Consider the following 16,447-nt stretch of genomic DNA (forward strand, 5'->3'; position numbering starts at 1 on the left):
GGTCGGCCCACGGGGCGGGGCGAGTGGATGAAGAGATCGAGCGCGGACCCCCTTGTGGCGCCGCTCCCGGCGTGCGGGACAATGGGGTACGTGACTCGGATCGTGATCATCGGTGGCGGACCCGGCGGCTACGAGGCGGCCCTGGTGGCCTCTCAGCTCGGCGCGGAGGTGACCGTCGTCGACCGCGACGGTCTGGGCGGATCGGCGGTGCTCACGGACTGCGTGCCGTCGAAGACCCTGATCGCGACCGCGGAGGTGATGACCACCTTCGACAGCTCGTACGAGGAGCTGGGCATCACCGTCGACCAGGGCGCCGCCGAGGGGCGGGAGTCCAAGGTCATCGGCGTCGACCTGGGCAAGGTCAACCGCCGTGTGAAGCGCCTGGCGATCGCGCAGTCCCACGACATCACCCAGTCCGTCACCCGCGCCGGGGTCACCGTGCTGCGCGGGCGCGGCCGGCTCGGCGCCGGCGGGCAGGCCGTGGACGGCTCCCGCGAGGTGCTGGTGGACGGCCCCGACGGCAGCGTGCAGTCGCTGCGCGCCGACGCGGTGCTGATCGCCACCGGCGCCCACCCGCGCGAGGTGCCGGACGCCGAGCCGGACGGCGAGCGGATCCTCACCTGGACCCAGGTGTACGACCTGGAGGAGCTGCCCCGCGAGCTGATCGTGGTCGGTTCCGGTGTGACCGGTGCCGAGTTCGCCGGCGCGTACCAGGCGCTCGGCTCGAAGGTCACCCTGGTGTCCAGCCGCGACCGGGTGCTGCCGGGCGAGGACCCGGACGCCGCCGAGGTGCTGGAGGAGGTCTTCCGCCGCCGCGGCATGAACGTGATGAGCCGTTCGCGCGCCGAGAGCGCCAAGCGGATCGGCGACCGGGTCGAGGTGACCCTCTCCGACGGCAAGGTGATCGAGGGCACCCACTGCCTGATGGCGGTCGGCTCGATCCCCAACACGGCCGAGATGGGCCTGGAGGAGGCCGGGGTCAAGCTCAACGACTGGGGCCAGATCCAGGTCGACCGGGTCTCCCGCACCAGCGCCCCGGGCGTGTACGCGGCCGGCGACTGCACCGGCGTCTTCATGCTCGCCTCGGTGGCGGCGATGCAGGGCCGGATCGCGATGTACCACGCGCTGGGCGACGCGGTGCAGCCGTTGAACCTCAAGACCGTGGCCTCCAACGTCTTCACCGACCCGGAGATCGCCACCGTCGGCTACACCGCCGCCGACGTGGAGTGCGGGAAGATGGACGCCGTCGTGGTCAAGCTGCCGCTGCGCGGCAACCCGCGGGCGAAGATGCAGGGCATCCGGGACGGCTTCGTGAAGCTGTTCTGCCGCCCGGGCACCGGCATCGTGGTCGGCGGCGTCGTGGTCGCCCCGCGGGCCAGCGAGCTGATCCACCCGATCGCGCTCGCGGTGGACGCCAATCTGACGGTCGAACAGGTGGCCAGCGCCTTCACCGTCTACCCGTCGGTCTCCGGCTCGACCGCCGAGGCCGCCCGGCAGCTGCACGTCCGGAAGCGGGCCGGCGGCGAATCCTGAGCTCAAGGCGCACAGTTGGGGCGGCTGCCGGTCGGCGGCCGCCCTTCGCGCAGGCATGATCGTCACCCGGACGGCGGGCGCAGTTCCGGGTTGTTGACGGCGCGTATTGTACGGTCACGCGCCGCTCTTGCGTGAGCAATTCCCGCTACCAGCTGCAAACGCCTGAAAGCAGACGGTCACGCAGGTTACCGTCGGTTCTGTGTTTGCAGCAGAACGTCGCCAGTTGATCCTCGAAATGGTGCGCGCCAACGGAGCGGTCTCGCTCCGGGAGTTGGCCCGCGTCGTCCAGACCTCCGAAGTGACCGTGCGCCGTGACGTGCGGGCGCTGGAGGCAGAAGGGCTCCTCGACCGCCGGCACGGCGGCGCGGTGCTCCCCGGCGGCTTCAGCCGCGAACCCGGATACCCGCAGAAGACCCACCTGTCCGCGGCGGAGAAGAGCGCCATCGCGGACCTCGCCGCCGGGCTGGTGGAGGAGGGCGACGCGGTGGTGGTCGGCGCCGGCACCACCACCCAGGAGCTGGCCCGCCGGCTGGCCCGGGTGCCCGGGCTGACGGTGGTCACCAACTCGCTGCTGGTCGCCCAGGCGCTGGCGCACGCCAACCGGGTCGAGGTGGTGATGACCGGCGGGACCTTGCGCGGCTCCAACTACGCCCTGGTGGGCAGCGGCGCCGAGCAGTCCCTGCAGGGGCTGCGGGTCACCAAGGCCTTCATCTCCGGCAGCGGGCTGACCGCCGAGCGGGGGCTGTCGACCGCGAACATGCTGTCCGCGAGCGTGGACCGGGCCATGGTGCTGGCGGCCGCCGAGGTCATCGTCCTCGCCGACCACACCAAGCTCGGCGCGGCCGGCATGTTCCAGACCGTCTCCACCGAGACCATCACCCGGCTGGTCACCGACGAGCAGGCCACCGCCGACGACGCCTGCGCCCGCGAACTGGACGCGCTCGCCGACTGCGGGGTGCAGATCGACCTGGCTCCGCTCGGGGCCGCGCCGAGCGGCGACGCCCCTGTGCACGGCACCGGCAGCGGCCCGGTCCACCAGACCCAGCCGGGCCCGCTGGGCCGCCGTCCGGTCCCGCCGCCCGGCGGCGCCCCGCTGCCCGGCCAGCGCCGCCCCGGGGCGCACGGCGGCGGCCCGGTCGGCCCCGGCGGGCTGCCGGTCCGGCTGGCCGAGATGGGCCTGCCGCGCGGGCGCTGAGCCCGGCCGTGCCGTCGCGCGGGCCTACCCGCCCCGGAGGCGGGCGGGCGAGTAAACGCGACCGGTCCGCACCCCCGAAGGGAGTACGGACCGGTCGAAGACTGACGAACCCGTCGTCAGTCCTTGATCTCGCAGAGCGCGGCGCCGCTGCTGACGCTCGCGCCGACCTCGGCCTTGAGGCCGACCACGGTGCCCGCCTTGTGGGCGTTCAGCGGCTGCTCCATCTTCATCGCCTCCAGGACCACGATCAGCTCGCCCTCGGCGACGACCTGGCCCTCCTCGACGGCGACCTTGACGATGGTGCCCTGCATCGGCGAGGCCAGGGTGTCACCGCTGACGGACGAGCCGGCCTTCTTGGCGCCCACCCGGCGCTTGGCCTTGGCGGCACCGGTCGCACCGGCGGCCGGGGCCGCCGCGACGCCCAGCGAGGACGGCAGCGAGACCTCGATCCGCTTGCCGCCGACCTCGACGACCACGGTCTCCCGGGTCTCCGCCTCCTCGCCCTCGCCGGCGCCGCCGGTGAAGGCCGGGATGGTGTTCTCGAACTCGGTCTCGATCCAGCGGGTGTAGATCGTGAACGGGCCCTCGCCGCCGTGCACCTCCGGCGCGAACGCCGGGTCGGTGACGACCGCCTGGTGGAACGGGATGGCGGTGGCCATGCCCTCGACCTTGAACTCGTTCAGCGCGCGCCTGGCCCGCTCCAGGGCCTGCTTGCGGTCCCGGCCGGAGACGACCAGCTTGGCCAGCAGCGAGTCCCAGGCCGGGCCGATGACCGAGCCGGACTCCACGCCGGAGTCCAGGCGCACGCCCGGGCCGGACGGCGGGGCGAACAGCGTCACGGTGCCGGGCGCGGGCAGGAAGTTGCGGCCCGGGTCCTCGCCGTTGATGCGGAACTCGAAGGAGTGACCGCGCACCTCCGGGTCGCCGTAGCCGAGCTCCTCGCCGTCGGCGATCCGGAACATCTCGCGGACCAGGTCGATCCCGGTGACCTCCTCGGTGACCGGGTGCTCCACCTGCAGACGGGTGTTGACCTCCAGGAAGGAGATCGTGCCGTCCAGCGCGACCAGGAACTCGCAGGTCCCGGCGCCCTCGTAGCCGGCCTCCTTGAGGATGGCCTTGGAGGCGCGGTACAGCTCGGCGTTCTGGGCCTCGGTCAGGAACGGCGCGGGCGCCTCCTCGACCAGCTTCTGGTGCCGGCGCTGCAGCGAGCAGTCACGGGTGGAGACGACCACCACGTTGCCGTGCTTGTCCGCGAGGCACTGGGTCTCCACGTGCCGCGGGTTGTCCAGGTAGCGCTCCACGAAGCACTCGCCGCGACCGAAGGCGGCGACCGCCTCGCGCACCGCGGACTCGTACAGCTCCGGGATCTCCTCCAGGTTGCGGGCGACCTTGAGGCCGCGGCCGCCGCCGCCGAAGGCCGCCTTGATGGCGACCGGCAGGCCGTGCTCCCGGGCGAACGCGACGACCTCGTCGGCACCCGAGACCGGGTCCGGGGTGCCGGCCACCAGGGGGGCGCCGGCGCGCTGGGCGACGTGACGGGCGGTGACCTTGTCACCGAGGTCGCGGATGGCCTGCGGCGGCGGGCCGATCCAGGTCAGGCCCGCGTCGAGGACGGCCTGGGCGAACTCGGCGTTCTCCGACAGGAACCCGTAGCCGGGGTGGACGGCGTCGGCGCCGGAGTCCTCGGCGGCCTTGAGGACCTTGGCGATGTCCAGGTAACTGGTGCCGGGGGTGTCACCGCCCAGCGCGTAAGCCTCGTCGGCCGCGCGGACGTGCAGCGCATCCCGGTCCGGCTCGGCGTAGACGGCGACGCTGGCGATACCGGCGTCCGAGCAGGCCCTGGCGACGCGGACGGCGATTTCCCCGCGGTTGGCGATGAGCACCTTGCGCACTGTGGCTCCCTTCTTGAACCTCGATGAGTTTATGGATTCCTGGGCGGTACCGGCGAGTAGCCCCGGGTTGTGAACTATCCCACACGCTCGGTGATGGGATTCCCCGCCGCCGGGACGGGGTTGAGAACGACTGCGCAGGTGGTGGCGGGTGTGCTCGCGCGGGGGTGGTCGACGGTGGGTGACCGCGGGGCGGCGTGGCGGGTCGGTGGGATGGGACACACCTTCCGCGGCCCGCTCATGCCGCGGTGCTTCCGGCCGGTGCCGTGGCGGTGGGGCGACGGAGCGCCTCGGCCGTCACGTCGGCGACCGGCTCGACCATGTCCGGCCCGTACGCGTCCGGGTTGACCACCCTCAGGACGAGGGCGAAGGTGCCGTTCCGGCCGTGCTCGCGGGCCAGTTCGCGGTGGTGCGCGACCAGGTAGCGCACGCCCGCCTGGTTGGCCGTGCCGGTCTGGCCGGAGATCAGGAACACCGGGCGGCCGCCCTCCGGGGTGGCGATCCGGGCCAGTAGGACGTGGGTCCGGTCGGCTTCGACGGTGAAGTCCCGGTCGCCGACCACGATCACGTTGCTGCCCGGGCCCGGACCGGAGGTGACCAGCACGCCCGGCAGGCCCCAGGCCAGGTGGGCGGCCATCCGCTCGTTGCTGACCGGACCGCCCAGGCACAGCTCGGTCTTGGCGCCCAGGCCGCGGTGCGCGGCGTCGTGGGCGACCAGTTCGGGCCGGGCGCCGCACTCCTCGACCAGCCCGGCCAGCCACATCAGGGCGTAGGCGTCCCGGCGGGTCACGGTGTTGGCGTGCGAGCCCGTCCCGACGCTGCGGGGCACCACGATCAGGCAGTCGCTGCCGGCCGGGAGCCCGAAGAACTCCCGTACCCGCTCGACCTTCCGGCGCCGCCGCAGGGCCTGGGCCAGCCAGCCGAGCCCGGCGCTGATGGCGCTGGCCACCAGGCCGAGCACCACGTTGAGCACGTTGTCGGTCATCGCCCGCGTTCCCCTCCCCGTTCGGACGCCGGTCAGCTTAGAGGCACAAGCAGGCGGACTGGCAGGTCAGTTGGCCCACAGATCGGTGATGCGGACGTCCAGGTCGGCGAGCAGCCGGCGCAGCAGCGGCAGGGACAGGCCGATGACGTTGCCCGGGTCGCCGTCGATGCCGTCGACGAACGGCGCCGAGCGGCCGTCCAGGGTGAACGCCCCGGCCACGTGCAGCGGTTCGCCGGAGGCGACGTAGGCGGCCACCTCCGCGTCGTCCGGGGTGCCGAAGCGGACGGTGGTGGAGGCGGTCGCCGAGGACTGCCGGCCGGTCGCGGTGTCGATCACGCAGTGGCCGGTGCGCAGCACCCCGGCGCGGCCGCGCATGGACTGCCAGCGGGCCAGCGCCTCGGTGGCGTCGGCCGGCTTGCCGAGGGCCAGGCCGTCCAGTTCCAGGACGGAGTCGCAGCCGATCACCAGCTCGCCGCCGGTCAGTTCGGCGGCGACGGCCTTCGCCTTGGCCTCGGCCAGGACGAGGGCGAGCTCGCCGGGGGTGGCGGCGGTGATCGCGTCCTCGTCGACGCCGCTGACCACCACGCGCGGGTCGAGCCCCGCCTGGCGCAGCAGCCCGAGGCGGGCGGGGGAGGCGGAAGCGAGGACGAGGGAGCGCTGGTCGGTCATGCCCACCAGGGTAGGGGGTGGGTGGTTGAGCCGTTCTGGTGAACGACTCAGGTGAAGTACCGGCTGACCATGATCAGGACGGCGCCCACCAGCACGATCGCGGCGAGCACCTTGCCGGCCCGCTGCATCCGCTCCTGCATGCGACGGGCCTCGGGCGAGGGCCCGTCCTCGGGGTCTGACCAGAGCACCCGTCCAGAGTGCGGTGCGGGTGGGCCCGGCCGCCTGAGTATCCGTACTCAGGTTTCGGGCAAAGCGGGCGAGCGACCGGGCGAGTCGGGGAGCAGGAAGTCGGTCCGGCCGACTTCCTGCTCCGCGTGGTCAACTCAGTGCGCCCAGCCCGAGGTGCGCCAGGCGTTGACGCCCGGGTGGACGGCGGGGCGGAGCAGCCGGGAGCGGTCGTTCCAGGGGGAGGCCGGGCCGACACCGGCCAGGCGCGCCGCCTCCGCGGCGGCCTGCGCGGCGGCGGCCCGGGCCTGGACCACCGCCAGGACGGTGGCGAGCTCCTCGGGGGTCGGCTGCCCGTGCAGCACGTGGATCGGGGACATGGCTGGTTCTCTCCCGAGAGGGGTGGTGCCTACAGGGGGATGTTGCCGTGCTTCTTGGGCGGCAGCACCTCGCGCTTGCCGCGCAGCGCCCGCAGGCCCCGGACGATGTGCCGGCGGGTCTCGCTCGGGGCGATCACCGCGTCGACGTAGCCGCGCTCGGCGGCCAGGTACGGGTTCAGCAGGGTGTCCTCGTACGAGGCGATCAGCTCGGCCCGCTTCTCCTCGACGGTGCCGGTGGCCGCGGCCTCGGCGATCTCCCGGCGGTGCAGGATGTTGACCGCGCCCTGGGCGCCCATCACCGCGATCTGCGCGGTCGGCCAGGCCAGGTTGAGGTCGGCGCCCAGGTGCTTGGAGCCCATGACGTCGTACGCGCCGCCGAAGGCCTTGCGGGTGATCACGGTGATCAGCGGGACGGTCGCCTCGGCGTAGGCGTAGATCAGCTTGGCGCCGCGGCGGATGATGCCGTCCCACTCCTGCTCGGTGCCGGGCAGGAAGCCGGGCACGTCCACGAAGGTCAGCACCGGGATGTTGAAGGAGTCGCAGGTGCGGATGAACCGCGCGGCCTTCTCGCTGGCGTTGATGTCCAGGCAGCCGGCCAGGTCCATCGGCTGGTTGCCGACGATGCCGACCGGGTGGCCCTCGACCCGGCCGAAGCCGGTGATGATGTTGCCCGCGTACAGCGGCTGGGTCTCCAGGAACTCGCCGTCGTCGACGACGTGCTCGATCACCTTGCGCATGTCGTACGGCTGGTTCGCCGAGTCCGGCACGATGGCGTCGAGTTCGAGGTCCTCGTCGGTGACCGAGAGGTCGGCCTGCTCCGGGTAGGACGGCGGGTCGCTCAGGTTGTTGGAGGGCAGGTACGACAGCAGGTTCTTGACGTACTCGATCGCCTCCTTCTCGTCCGAGGCCAGGTAGTGGGCGTTGCCGGACTTGGTGTTGTGGGTGCGGGCGCCGCCCAGCTCCTCCATGCCGACGTCCTCGCCGGTCACCGTCTTGATGACGTCCGGGCCGGTGATGAACATGTGCGAGGTCTGGTCGGCCATCACCACGAAGTCGGTGATCGCGGGGGAGTAGACCGCGCCGCCGGCGCAGGGGCCCATGATCAGCGAGATCTGCGGGATGACGCCGGAGGCGTGCACGTTGCGGCGGAAGATCTCGCCGTACAGGCCGAGCGAGACCACGCCCTCCTGGATCCGGGCGCCGCCGGAGTCGTTGATGCCGATGACCGGGCAGCCGGTCTTCAGCGCGAAGTCCATCACCTTGACGATCTTCTCGCCGAAGACCTCGCCGAGCGAACCGCCGAAGACGGTGAAGTCCTGGGCGAAGACGGCGACCTGGCGGCCGTCGACGGTGCCGTAGCCGGTCACCACGCCGTCGCCGTACGGGCGGTTCTTCTCCTGGCCGAAGTTGGTCGAGCGGTGCCGGGCGAACTCGTCGAACTCGACGAAGGAGTCCTCGTCGAGCAGCTCCAGGACCCGCTCCCGGGCCGTCTGCTTGCCCTTGGCGTGCTGCTTCTCCACGGCCTTGGACGAGCCGGAGTGCACCGCCTCGTCCAGCCTGCGCCGCAGGTCGGCCAGTTTCCCGGCGGTGGTGTGGGGGTCGTACGGCGCCTCGGTCATCCGGTGGCTCTCCCTGATCATGGGCCGCGACCTGTTCGATCGCGCGGGCCGGGATCGGGGGCTCGCGCACGAGGGCAGGGCGGCGCTGCGAACTACCGCTGCGTAGCGTAACCAGCGCGCAGGGCGATGCGGCACGTCCTGGCGTTATGGCCATCGACACAGTGTGTCAACGAGCGTTCTGCGGGACGATGGGGCGGACTGCGCCTCTGCGGCCCGTCCTGCCGCGGGCCGGTGCACGTCCTAGGGTGGCCACCATGACCGCACCCGAGACCCCCCGCCGCAGCGGACTGCGCGGCTTCGGCCGCACCGGACCGTCCCCCTGGACCGACCTGGACCGGCCGCCGCTGGACCAGGAGGTGCTGCGCCGCGACCTGGTCGTCCCGGGTGGGCTGTGGACCTCGCTGGACGTCGTCACCGAGACCGGCTCGACCAACAGCGACCTCGCCGAGCGGGCCCGCGCGGGCGCCCCGCAGGGCGCGGTGCTGGTCGCCGAGGCGCAGAGCGCCGCGCGCGGGCGGCTGGACCGGCAGTGGACCGCCCCGGCCCGCTCCGGACTGTTCCTGTCCTTCCTGCTGCGCCCGGAGGAGGTACCGGTCGAGCGGTACGGCTGGCTGCCGATCCTGGTCGGGGTGGCCGCCGCCAGCGCCCTGGACCGGGTGGCCGGGGTCGAGGTCGGGTTGAAGTGGCCCAACGACCTCCAGACCGGGATCGACGGCGCGGAGCGCAAGCTCGGCGGCATCCTCACCGAGCTGAGCGGCGGCGCGGTGGTGGTCGGGATGGGCCTCAACGTCTCGCTGCGCACCGCGGAGCTGCCCGTCCCCACCGCCGCCTCGCTGGCGCTGGCCGGAGCCGCCACCACCGACCGCTCGGTCCTGCTGCGCGCCCTGCTGCGCGAGTTCGCCGGGCTCTACCGGGAGTGGACGGCCGCTGCCGGGGACCCGCACGCCAGCGACCTGCTGCGGGCGTACGCGGACCGCTGCAGCACCCTCGGCCGGCAGGTCAAGGTGCACCTGCCGGGCGACCACGAGCTGGTCGGCGAGGCGGTCGCGATCGACGGGGACGGCCGCCTGGTGGTCCGCACCGCGGACGGCGCACGCCGGGCGGTCGGCGCGGGGGACGTGGTCCACGTCCGCCCCGAACCGCGCCCCGAGCCGCGCTGAGCGGCAGTCTTCACCTCTCCTTGACTCGGGCGGATGCCCCGGATCACGCGATTCCGTGCGAACATTCCACCTGGCAGCGGTGTGAGGCGCGCCACTGTCCGCCCGGGTGGCGGACGGCGTGCCCGGACGGGTAGGACACGAGGCGAGTGCGGCGACCGCACGGGGACGGACCGGTGGCAGAGGACGGCAACGGCGGGACGGCGGGCAGCCACGACCCCACGGTCGCGCTCGAACTGGAACGCCTGATCCTGGACGCACCACGCCGCTACACCCCGTACCAGGCCGCGCGTGCCGCCGACGTCCCGATGGAGCTGGCCACCCGCTTCTGGCGGGCCATGGGCTTCCCCGACATCGGCCAGTCCCGGGCCCTCACCGACGGCGACGTGATCGCGCTGCGGCGCCTCGCCGGACTGGTCGAGTCCGGGCTGCTCAGCGAGTCGATGGCGATCCAGGTGGCCCGCTCCACCGGCCAGACCACGGCCCGGCTGGCCGGTTGGCAGATGGACACCTTCCTGGAGAACCTCACCCAGGCCGTCGAGCCCGGACTGACCCGCGCCGACGTCGCGTACCCGCTGGTCGAACTGCTGCTGCCGGAACTGGAGCAGTTCCTGGTGTACGTCTGGCGGCGCCAACTGGCCGCCGTCACCGGCCGGGTGGTGCAGGCCGCCGAGGACAACGAGATCACCAGCGGCCGGCTCGCGGTGGGCTTCGCGGACCTGGTCGGCTTCACCCGGCTGTCCCGGCGGCTGGAGGAGGAGGAACTCGGCGAACTCGTCGAGACCTTCGAGAACACCTGCTCCGACCTGATCGCCGGGCAGGGCGGCCGGGTGATCAAGACCCTGGGCGACGAGATCCTCTACGTCTCCGAGGACCCGGCCACCGCCGCCGAGATCGCGCTCAGCCTGATCGACGCCCTCGCCGAGGACGAGACCATCCCGGCGCTGCGGGTCGGCATGGCCTTCGGGACGGTCACCCAGCGGATGGGCGACGTCTTCGGCACCACCGTGAACCTGGCCAGCCGGCTCACCTCCATCGCCCCCAAGGACGCGGTGCTCATCGACGGCGAGTTCGCCGCCGCCCTGGAGCAGAACGGCAGCGTCGCCCCCGCCGACTCGGAGGGGCCGGGCCTGGCCGAGGCGCTGTCGGTGGCGGCCGGGATGCCCGCCTCCGGGCTGCCGGTGCCGGGGCCGGACGCGGGGGCGCGGTTCCACCTCCAGCCGATGTGGCGGCGGCCGGTGCGGGGGCTGGGGCTGGTGGAGCCGTGGCTGCTGTCTCGGCGGATGAAGGCGGAGTAGCCGGACCGGTCGGAGTAGCCGGACCGGTGGGAGTGGGCCGGTCGGGGCGTTCGATGGGGCCGGTCGGTGGTGTTTCGGTGGCCGAACGGTTGAAGGTCGTACCGCCTGCTGCGGTTCCATCCGGGCAAACGGGGCAAAACCGAACGAAATCGCCCTAGTCTTGGTGCAAGCGGCCACGGGTGCGGCCGACCGGTGGGGGTCCGGGAGGACCGAGCACAGGGAGCGAGGCGAGCCGGTGAGCAGTGAGGCGATCATGACGGACCGCGGCTGCGACTGCGAGGGCCCGCACCGCGCCGACCCGCTGCCCGACCTGCGGCTCCAGTCGGTGGTCGAACTCGCCCAGGACATGGCCGGGGCGCTCACCCCGCTGGAGGCCGTCCGGGCCGCCGCCGCCCGGGCCACCGAGGCGCTCGGCGCCACCATGGCCGCCGTCTCGGTCTGGGACCGCGAGTCCGGCCGGCTGCGCGTGCTGGTCAACCACGGCCGGCTCGCGCCCGGAGAGGAGGAACTGCCGCAGGACGAGTCCTACCCGGTCGCGGACTTCCCGGAGATCGTCACCTACCTGGAGGAACGCTGGACCACCGGGCGGCTGCCGCGCGCCTGGCTGCAGACCGCCGAGAACGACGAGCCGCACGCCGGGCACGCACACCCGACCGCCGGCGCGTACTGCCAGGAGCGCGCCGCCGCGCTGCGCCGGCGCGGCCGGGCCTGCTGCGTGGTCGCGCCGATCGTGCTGCACGGACAGGCCTGGGGCGAGCTCTACCTCGCCCGGTCCGTCGGCCTGCCGGTCTTCACCGAGGCCGACGCCGACTACGCGACCCTGCTCGCCGCCCAGATCTCGGCCGGCCTCGCCCAGACCGAACGCCTCGCCGACCTGCGCAGACTCGCCTTCTCCGACCCGCTCACCGGCCTCGCCAACCGGCGGGCCGTCGACGCCCGGCTGGAGAGCGCGCTGGAGGCCCACAACCGGGACAACACCGTGGTCTCGCTGGTGGTCTGCGACGTCAACGGACTCAAACGGGTCAACGACCAGCTCGGCCACGAGATGGGCGACCGGCTGCTCGAACGCTTCGCCCACCAGCTCTCGCTGGCCGCCGCCAAACTGCCCGGCAGCCTGGCCGCCCGGCTCGGCGGGGACGAGTTCTGCCTGCTCGCCGAAGGACAGAAGGCCGACGAGGTGGTCGCCGTCGCCGAGGAGCTCTGTGCCCGGGCCCTCGCCCTCGCCGAGGGCGAGGGGGTCGCCTGCGGCGTCGCCTCCACCGGGGACTCCATCGGACCGGTCACCACCCCCGACCGGCTCTTCCGGCTCGCCGACGCCGCCCAGTACCGGGCCAAGGCCGCCCGCGCCGCCCACCCCGTCGTCGCCGGCCGCAGCCACGGCCCCGGCTTCTCGCCCGACCCCACCGTGCTGCTCGCCGACGCCGCCGACCCCCACCACCGCGCCGACGGACGCCGCGGGCCCGGCGGCCGGGCCGGCACCGCCGACCGGCGGCGGTTCCGCGGCGCCGCCCACAGCGCCGACCCCGGACAGCTGCTCACCGCGGTCCTCTCCGCCCTCGACCAGGCCGCGGCCGCCCGGGCCGTCCACCCGGCCGACACCCTCGCCAAGCTGGCCGTCGTCGCCGAGACCTCCGCCCGGCTGCTCGACGCGGTCGGCTGGTGGGTCTCGTACGTGCCGCCCGGCTCCCAGCTGATGCGCACCGCCCAGCACGCCGTCTACCGGATGACCAGCGGGCCCAGCAGCACCCGGGCCGAGACCCAGCGGGCCCAGATCGAGGCGCCCGACGCGGTGTTCGACCTCCGTCACTACCCGATGACCCGGCGGGCCGTTCGCGGCGGGGCGTTCGCGCTCCGCGCGGGGGCGGCGGGGAACGATCCGGCGGAGGAGGCGATGCTCGTGGTCTCCGGGTACCGCGGGATGGTCGCGGCGGGCGGGCAGAACGCGGCGGGGGGCTGGTTGGTCGAGCTCTTCGCGGACGATGCGACGTTGCCGTTGGGGCAGGTGGCTTGTGCGTTGCGGGCTTTGGCGGCGGTGGCGTTGGCGGGGGGTGCGTCGCCGCCGGTGGTGTGAGGGCCGCTGCGCGGGGCTGTTGGTGGGTGGGGGGCTTTCGGGAGGGTGGGTGGGTCCGGGGGCGGTTCCGGGGGTGGGTGCTCCGGCGGCTGGGTGATTTTCGGACCGCCGACCCTGTGGGCACGTGGCTGGGCGCCGTGGGCGGTCTGAAAATCACCCGTTACGCCGCTCTCCGCACCCACCCCCTCCACCGCCCCCTCCCGCAGCGCGTCCCTCTCGCCTTGGGCGGGTGGGGAGGTGGGTGGGTGGGTGGGTGCTGTGGGTGGGTGCGGGCGCGCGGGGCGGTGGCCCGCGCGCCCGTGGGGGGTGGGGAGGGGGAGGGGGTGCTGTGGGTGGGGTGGGTGCGGGGTGGGGTCAGGGGAGGAGGCGGAGGTCGGTGGGGGGTTGGGTGGCGGTCTGGTGGCGGAGGAGGTGGGGGCCGAGCCGGAGGGTGAGGTCGAGTTGTTCGCCGGGGCGGGTGAGGGTGGCGGTGAGGTGGTCGGCGAAGGTGTCGAGCTGGTCGGGGGTGATCTGGCGGCCGGTGTAGCGGGTGGTGTGCTGGGTGGGGGTTTCGGTGCCCCAGCAGAGGGTCAGGTCGATGTCTGCGGGCTCCGGGGCGAGCAGGGTGCGGGCGGCCGTCCAGTAGTCGTCGGCGCCGGGGGAGTCGATGCCGAAGGCGGCCTCGATCAGGCCGTGGGGGCGGAGCAGGGTGATGGTCTCGCGGGCGTGGGCGCGGAGCACCGCGTAGGTGTCCAGAGGGTACGGCTCGCGGCGGGCGGGGGTGAGCAGCAGGCAGTGGTCGTAGCGGTGCTCCGCGGCCCGGCCGGGGCGGGGGCCGAGGAGGTCGGCGGGGTCGGTGGAGATGCGGACCCGCATGGTGCTGCGGCCGTCCGGGGCGGTGGCCTCGCCCCAGGGGCCGCCGTCCGCCCCGTACCGGAGGCCGAGCAGGGCGGCCAGTTCGCCGGTGGTGGGGGCGAGGCCGTCGGGCCAGCGCAGGTGGAGGTCGGCGTCGACGGACACGGGGTGCTCCTGGGCTGCCGGGCGGGGGCGGGGTGCTCGGATGCTACGGGTGCGGAAGATCGGCCTGCCAGCGGATTTCGCCGTCCACGGTGTGCGGGGTGGGGTGCAGGCCGAGGGTGCGGGCGATGCGGGCGGAGGCGTGGTGGTCGGGGTGGACGTGGGCGACGGCGGTGGTGATGCCGGCGGCGGTGAGGTGGGCGAGCAGGGTGCGGGCCGCCTCGGTGGCCAGGCCGCGGCCCTGCCAGGGGGTGCCGACCACCCAGGCGAGTTCGGCCTCGGCGGCCGCGGGGTGGACGGTGGCCTGGACGTAGCCGGTCAGGGTGTCGTCGGGGCGGAGACGGAGGACCCAGTTGCCCCAGATCTCGGCCGGGTCCGGGGAGCCGGCGGCGAGCCGGGTGCAGCGGGCGCGCCACTGCGCGGGGGTGGCCGGGCTGCCGCCGGTGAAGGTGTGCAGGGCCGGGTCGGCGAGGGCGGCGGCGAGGTCGTCGGCGTGCTCGGGGGCGAGGGGGAGGAGGTCGAGGCGCTCGCTGTGGAGGGTGGTGATCAGCATGGCGGTATTCAAGCGGGTGGGGGTGGCGGCCTCGGCGCGGCGTCCTTTCCGGTGGGCGCGGGGGAGGGTCGAATGGGTGGTTCGAGTCGGACGACGGAGGAGGCCCACGTGCGGTACCTGGTCAGGGAGAAGCTGTTCGCGGTCGGCGACGACTACTGGATCGAGGACGACCGGGGGCACAAGGCCTACCTGGTGGACGGCAAGGTGCTGCGGCTGCGGCACACCTTCGAGCTCAAGGACGCGCACGGGCACGTGGTCGCGGTGGTGAAGGAGAAGATGCTCACCGTCCGGGACGCGATGAAGATCGAGGACGCCGAGGGCGAGGTCGTCGCGACCGTCAGGGAGAAGCTGTTCACGCCGTTCCGGGACAAGTACCTGGTGGAGCTGGCCGGCGGTGGTGAGCTCAGGATCCACGGTGACCTGGTCGACAAGGACTACCGGGTCGAGAACCAGCACGGGGACCGGCTGGCCCGGATCTCCCGCAAGTGGTTCCGGGTCCGCGACACCTACGGGGTGGAGGTCGCCGACGGGGCGGACACCGGGCTGCTGCTCGCGATCGCGGCCTGCGTCGACCACCTGGTGGCGGAGGAGCACTGAGTCAGCGGTTCAGGACGTGGTCCCGGCCCCAGGCGCCCAGCGGGGCCAGGGCCGCGTTCAGCTGCCGCCCGGCGTCGGTCAGCGCGTACTCGACCCGGGGCGGCACCTCGTCGTAGGCCTCCCGGCGCACGATGCCGTCCGCCTCCAGTTCGCGCAGGTGGGCGGCCAGCACCTTCTCGGTGATCCCCGGCACCAGCCGGCGCAGCTCGCCGAAGCGGCAGTGCGGGCGCTCGCCGAGGGCCCAGAGGATCAGTACCTTCCACTTGCCGCCGATCACGTCCATCGCGGCGTCGATCCCGCAGACGTGCGCCCCCGGCCTCGGCACGGTCGCCATGCCCACCCCTTCCGACCTCGTCGCTCACCCCAGGGTAACCACCCACTCCGAAGTGCGTACTTGATCACGGGTGGGGCCGGGACGAGGCTGATCGGCATGGCACAGAAGACAGTTGAGACCTCACCCGAGACCCACGTCACCCTGCTCGGCCTCGGCGCGATGGGCACCGCGCTGGCCCGCGCCTGGCTCGCCGCCGGGCACCCGCTCACCGTCTGGAACCGCACCGCCGCCCGCGCCGAACCGCTCGCCGCCGAGGGCGCGGTGGTGGCGGCCACCGTCGGTGAGGCCGTCGCGGCCGGGCGGCTGGTGGTGGTCTGCCTGCTCGACGACGACTCGGTGGAGCGGGCGTTGGAGGGGGTGGAGCTGGCCGGGAAGGACCTGGTCGACCTGGTCACCAGCACCCCGGGGCAGGCCCGCGCCCGGGCGGCCTGGGCCGAGGCGCGTGGCGCCCGCTACCTGGACGGCGGGATCATGGCCGTGCCGCCGATGATCGGCGTACCGGCGGCCGGGGCGTATGTCTTCTACAGCGGTTCGGCGGCGGTCTTCGAGGAGCACCGGGAGGCGTTGGGCGTGCCGGCGGGGGCCCGGTACGTGGGCGCGGACGCCGGGTACGCGGCGCTGCACGACGTGGCGCTGCTCAGCGCGATGTACGGGATGTTCGCCGGGGTCGCCCACGCCTTCGCGCTGGTCCGGGGCGAGGCGGTGGCGCCGGGTGACCTCGCGCCGCTGCTGCGGGACTGGCTCACCGCGATGGCCGGATCGGTCGAACGGACGGCGGCGCAGCTGGAGAGCGGGGACCTCACCACCGGCGTGGTCTCCAACCTGGCGATGCAGGTCGCGGGCCGGGGGACGCTGCTGCGCACCGCCGAGGAACAGGGGGTGAGCGTCGAACTGCTGGCCCCGTACTTCCGGTTGATGGAACACCGGTTGGCGCTCGGCAGCGGCGCCGAGGACCTCACCGGGGTGGTCGACCTGCTGCGGCGGTGAGGGCCGGCCGGTAACGTAC

The 16,447-nt window shown here is 73.6% G+C and carries 15 protein-coding genes and 1 pseudogene; 7 read left to right on the forward strand and 9 right to left on the reverse strand.

Annotated elements, in window-relative coordinates:
• Positions 1-81 precede the first annotated feature (81 nt).
• On the forward strand, positions 82-1,533 hold the full coding sequence (locus ACFY2K_RS31250) for an NAD(P)H-quinone dehydrogenase (protein WP_380531313.1): 1,452 nt from the start codon (positions 82-84) through the stop codon (positions 1,531-1,533).
• 235 nt (positions 1,534-1,768) lie between these two features.
• A complete protein-coding gene (locus tag ACFY2K_RS31255; RefSeq protein WP_375894812.1) occupies positions 1,769-2,728 on the forward strand; it encodes a DeoR/GlpR family DNA-binding transcription regulator in 960 nt (319 codons plus the stop codon).
• Positions 2,729-2,844: 116 nt separating this feature from the next.
• On the opposite strand, the gene ACFY2K_RS31260 is transcribed toward ACFY2K_RS31255, so the two are convergent.
• From ACFY2K_RS31260 to ACFY2K_RS31285, 6 genes are all read right to left on the reverse strand, one after another.
• Positions 2,845-4,620, reverse strand: coding sequence for an acetyl/propionyl/methylcrotonyl-CoA carboxylase subunit alpha (locus ACFY2K_RS31260; protein WP_375894716.1), 1,776 nt, complete (start codon positions 4,618-4,620; stop codon positions 2,845-2,847).
• Positions 4,621-4,855: 235 nt separating this feature from the next.
• Positions 4,856-5,602: a hypothetical protein gene (locus ACFY2K_RS31265; RefSeq protein ID WP_387716027.1), complete on the reverse strand. Its 747-nt coding sequence runs from the start codon at positions 5,600-5,602 to the stop codon at positions 4,856-4,858.
• 66 nt (positions 5,603-5,668) lie between these two features.
• A complete protein-coding gene (locus ACFY2K_RS31270) occupies positions 5,669-6,271 on the reverse strand; it encodes a nucleoside triphosphate pyrophosphatase (protein ID WP_375894721.1) in 603 nt (200 codons plus the stop codon).
• 47 nt (positions 6,272-6,318) lie between these two features.
• The gene (gene mmpB / locus ACFY2K_RS31275) at positions 6,319-6,459 is read right to left on the reverse strand and encodes a morphogenic membrane protein MmpB (RefSeq protein WP_375894723.1); all 141 of its coding nucleotides are present in this window, start codon (positions 6,457-6,459) and stop codon (positions 6,319-6,321) included.
• A 135-nt stretch (positions 6,460-6,594) separates the two neighbouring features.
• Complete coding sequence (locus ACFY2K_RS31280; RefSeq protein WP_375894726.1) at positions 6,595-6,816, reverse strand: acyl-CoA carboxylase subunit epsilon; 222 nt, start codon at positions 6,814-6,816, stop codon at positions 6,595-6,597.
• Between the two features lie 29 nt (positions 6,817-6,845).
• Positions 6,846-8,456 carry an acyl-CoA carboxylase subunit beta gene (locus ACFY2K_RS31285; RefSeq protein ID WP_380531324.1) on the reverse strand — a complete coding sequence of 537 codons (1,611 nt, stop codon included), beginning with the start codon at positions 8,454-8,456 and terminating at the stop codon, positions 6,846-6,848.
• Positions 8,457-8,689: 233 nt separating this feature from the next.
• Between ACFY2K_RS31285 and ACFY2K_RS31290 the strand changes: the two genes are divergently transcribed.
• From ACFY2K_RS31290 to ACFY2K_RS31300, 3 genes and pseudogenes are all read left to right on the forward strand, one after another.
• Positions 8,690-9,595 (forward strand): biotin--[acetyl-CoA-carboxylase] ligase, encoded by a 906-nt coding sequence (locus ACFY2K_RS31290; protein WP_380397237.1) that lies wholly within the window; start codon positions 8,690-8,692, stop codon positions 9,593-9,595.
• A 173-nt stretch (positions 9,596-9,768) separates the two neighbouring features.
• Positions 9,769-10,890, forward strand: a complete 1,122-nt coding sequence (locus ACFY2K_RS31295; RefSeq protein ID WP_375894733.1) for an adenylate/guanylate cyclase domain-containing protein — start codon at positions 9,769-9,771, stop codon at positions 10,888-10,890.
• A 253-nt stretch (positions 10,891-11,143) separates the two neighbouring features.
• Positions 11,144-12,367, forward strand: a pseudogene (locus tag ACFY2K_RS31300) (diguanylate cyclase domain-containing protein); the annotation flags it as partial.
• A 948-nt stretch (positions 12,368-13,315) separates the two neighbouring features.
• Here ACFY2K_RS31300 and ACFY2K_RS31305 read toward each other — a convergent pair.
• Both ACFY2K_RS31305 and ACFY2K_RS31310 read right to left on the reverse strand, forming a co-directional pair.
• On the reverse strand, positions 13,316-13,960 hold the full coding sequence (locus ACFY2K_RS31305; RefSeq protein WP_387716033.1) for a hypothetical protein: 645 nt from the start codon (positions 13,958-13,960) through the stop codon (positions 13,316-13,318).
• A 43-nt stretch (positions 13,961-14,003) separates the two neighbouring features.
• On the reverse strand, positions 14,004-14,510 hold the full coding sequence (locus tag ACFY2K_RS31310) for a GNAT family N-acetyltransferase (RefSeq protein WP_387716036.1): 507 nt from the start codon (positions 14,508-14,510) through the stop codon (positions 14,004-14,006).
• 108 nt (positions 14,511-14,618) lie between these two features.
• Between ACFY2K_RS31310 and ACFY2K_RS31315 the strand changes: the two genes are divergently transcribed.
• Positions 14,619-15,107 (forward strand): LURP-one-related/scramblase family protein, encoded by a 489-nt coding sequence (locus ACFY2K_RS31315; RefSeq protein ID WP_375895590.1) that lies wholly within the window; start codon positions 14,619-14,621, stop codon positions 15,105-15,107.
• A gap of 1 nt (position 15,108) precedes the next feature.
• Here the strand turns inward: ACFY2K_RS31315 and ACFY2K_RS31320 are convergent, their stop codons facing one another.
• Positions 15,109-15,441 carry a winged helix-turn-helix transcriptional regulator gene (locus ACFY2K_RS31320; protein ID WP_375895592.1) on the reverse strand — a complete coding sequence of 111 codons (333 nt, stop codon included), beginning with the start codon at positions 15,439-15,441 and terminating at the stop codon, positions 15,109-15,111.
• A gap of 96 nt (positions 15,442-15,537) precedes the next feature.
• On the opposite strand from ACFY2K_RS31320, the gene ACFY2K_RS31325 reads away from it, so the two are divergent.
• The gene (locus ACFY2K_RS31325; RefSeq protein ID WP_380525594.1) at positions 15,538-16,428 is read left to right on the forward strand and encodes an NAD(P)-dependent oxidoreductase; all 891 of its coding nucleotides are present in this window, start codon (positions 15,538-15,540) and stop codon (positions 16,426-16,428) included.
• The last annotated feature ends 19 nt before the right edge of the window (positions 16,429-16,447 follow it).

It is taken from the genome of Kitasatospora sp. NPDC001309, from assembly GCF_042896295.1.
GTDB lineage: Bacteria > Actinomycetota > Actinomycetes > Streptomycetales > Streptomycetaceae > Kitasatospora.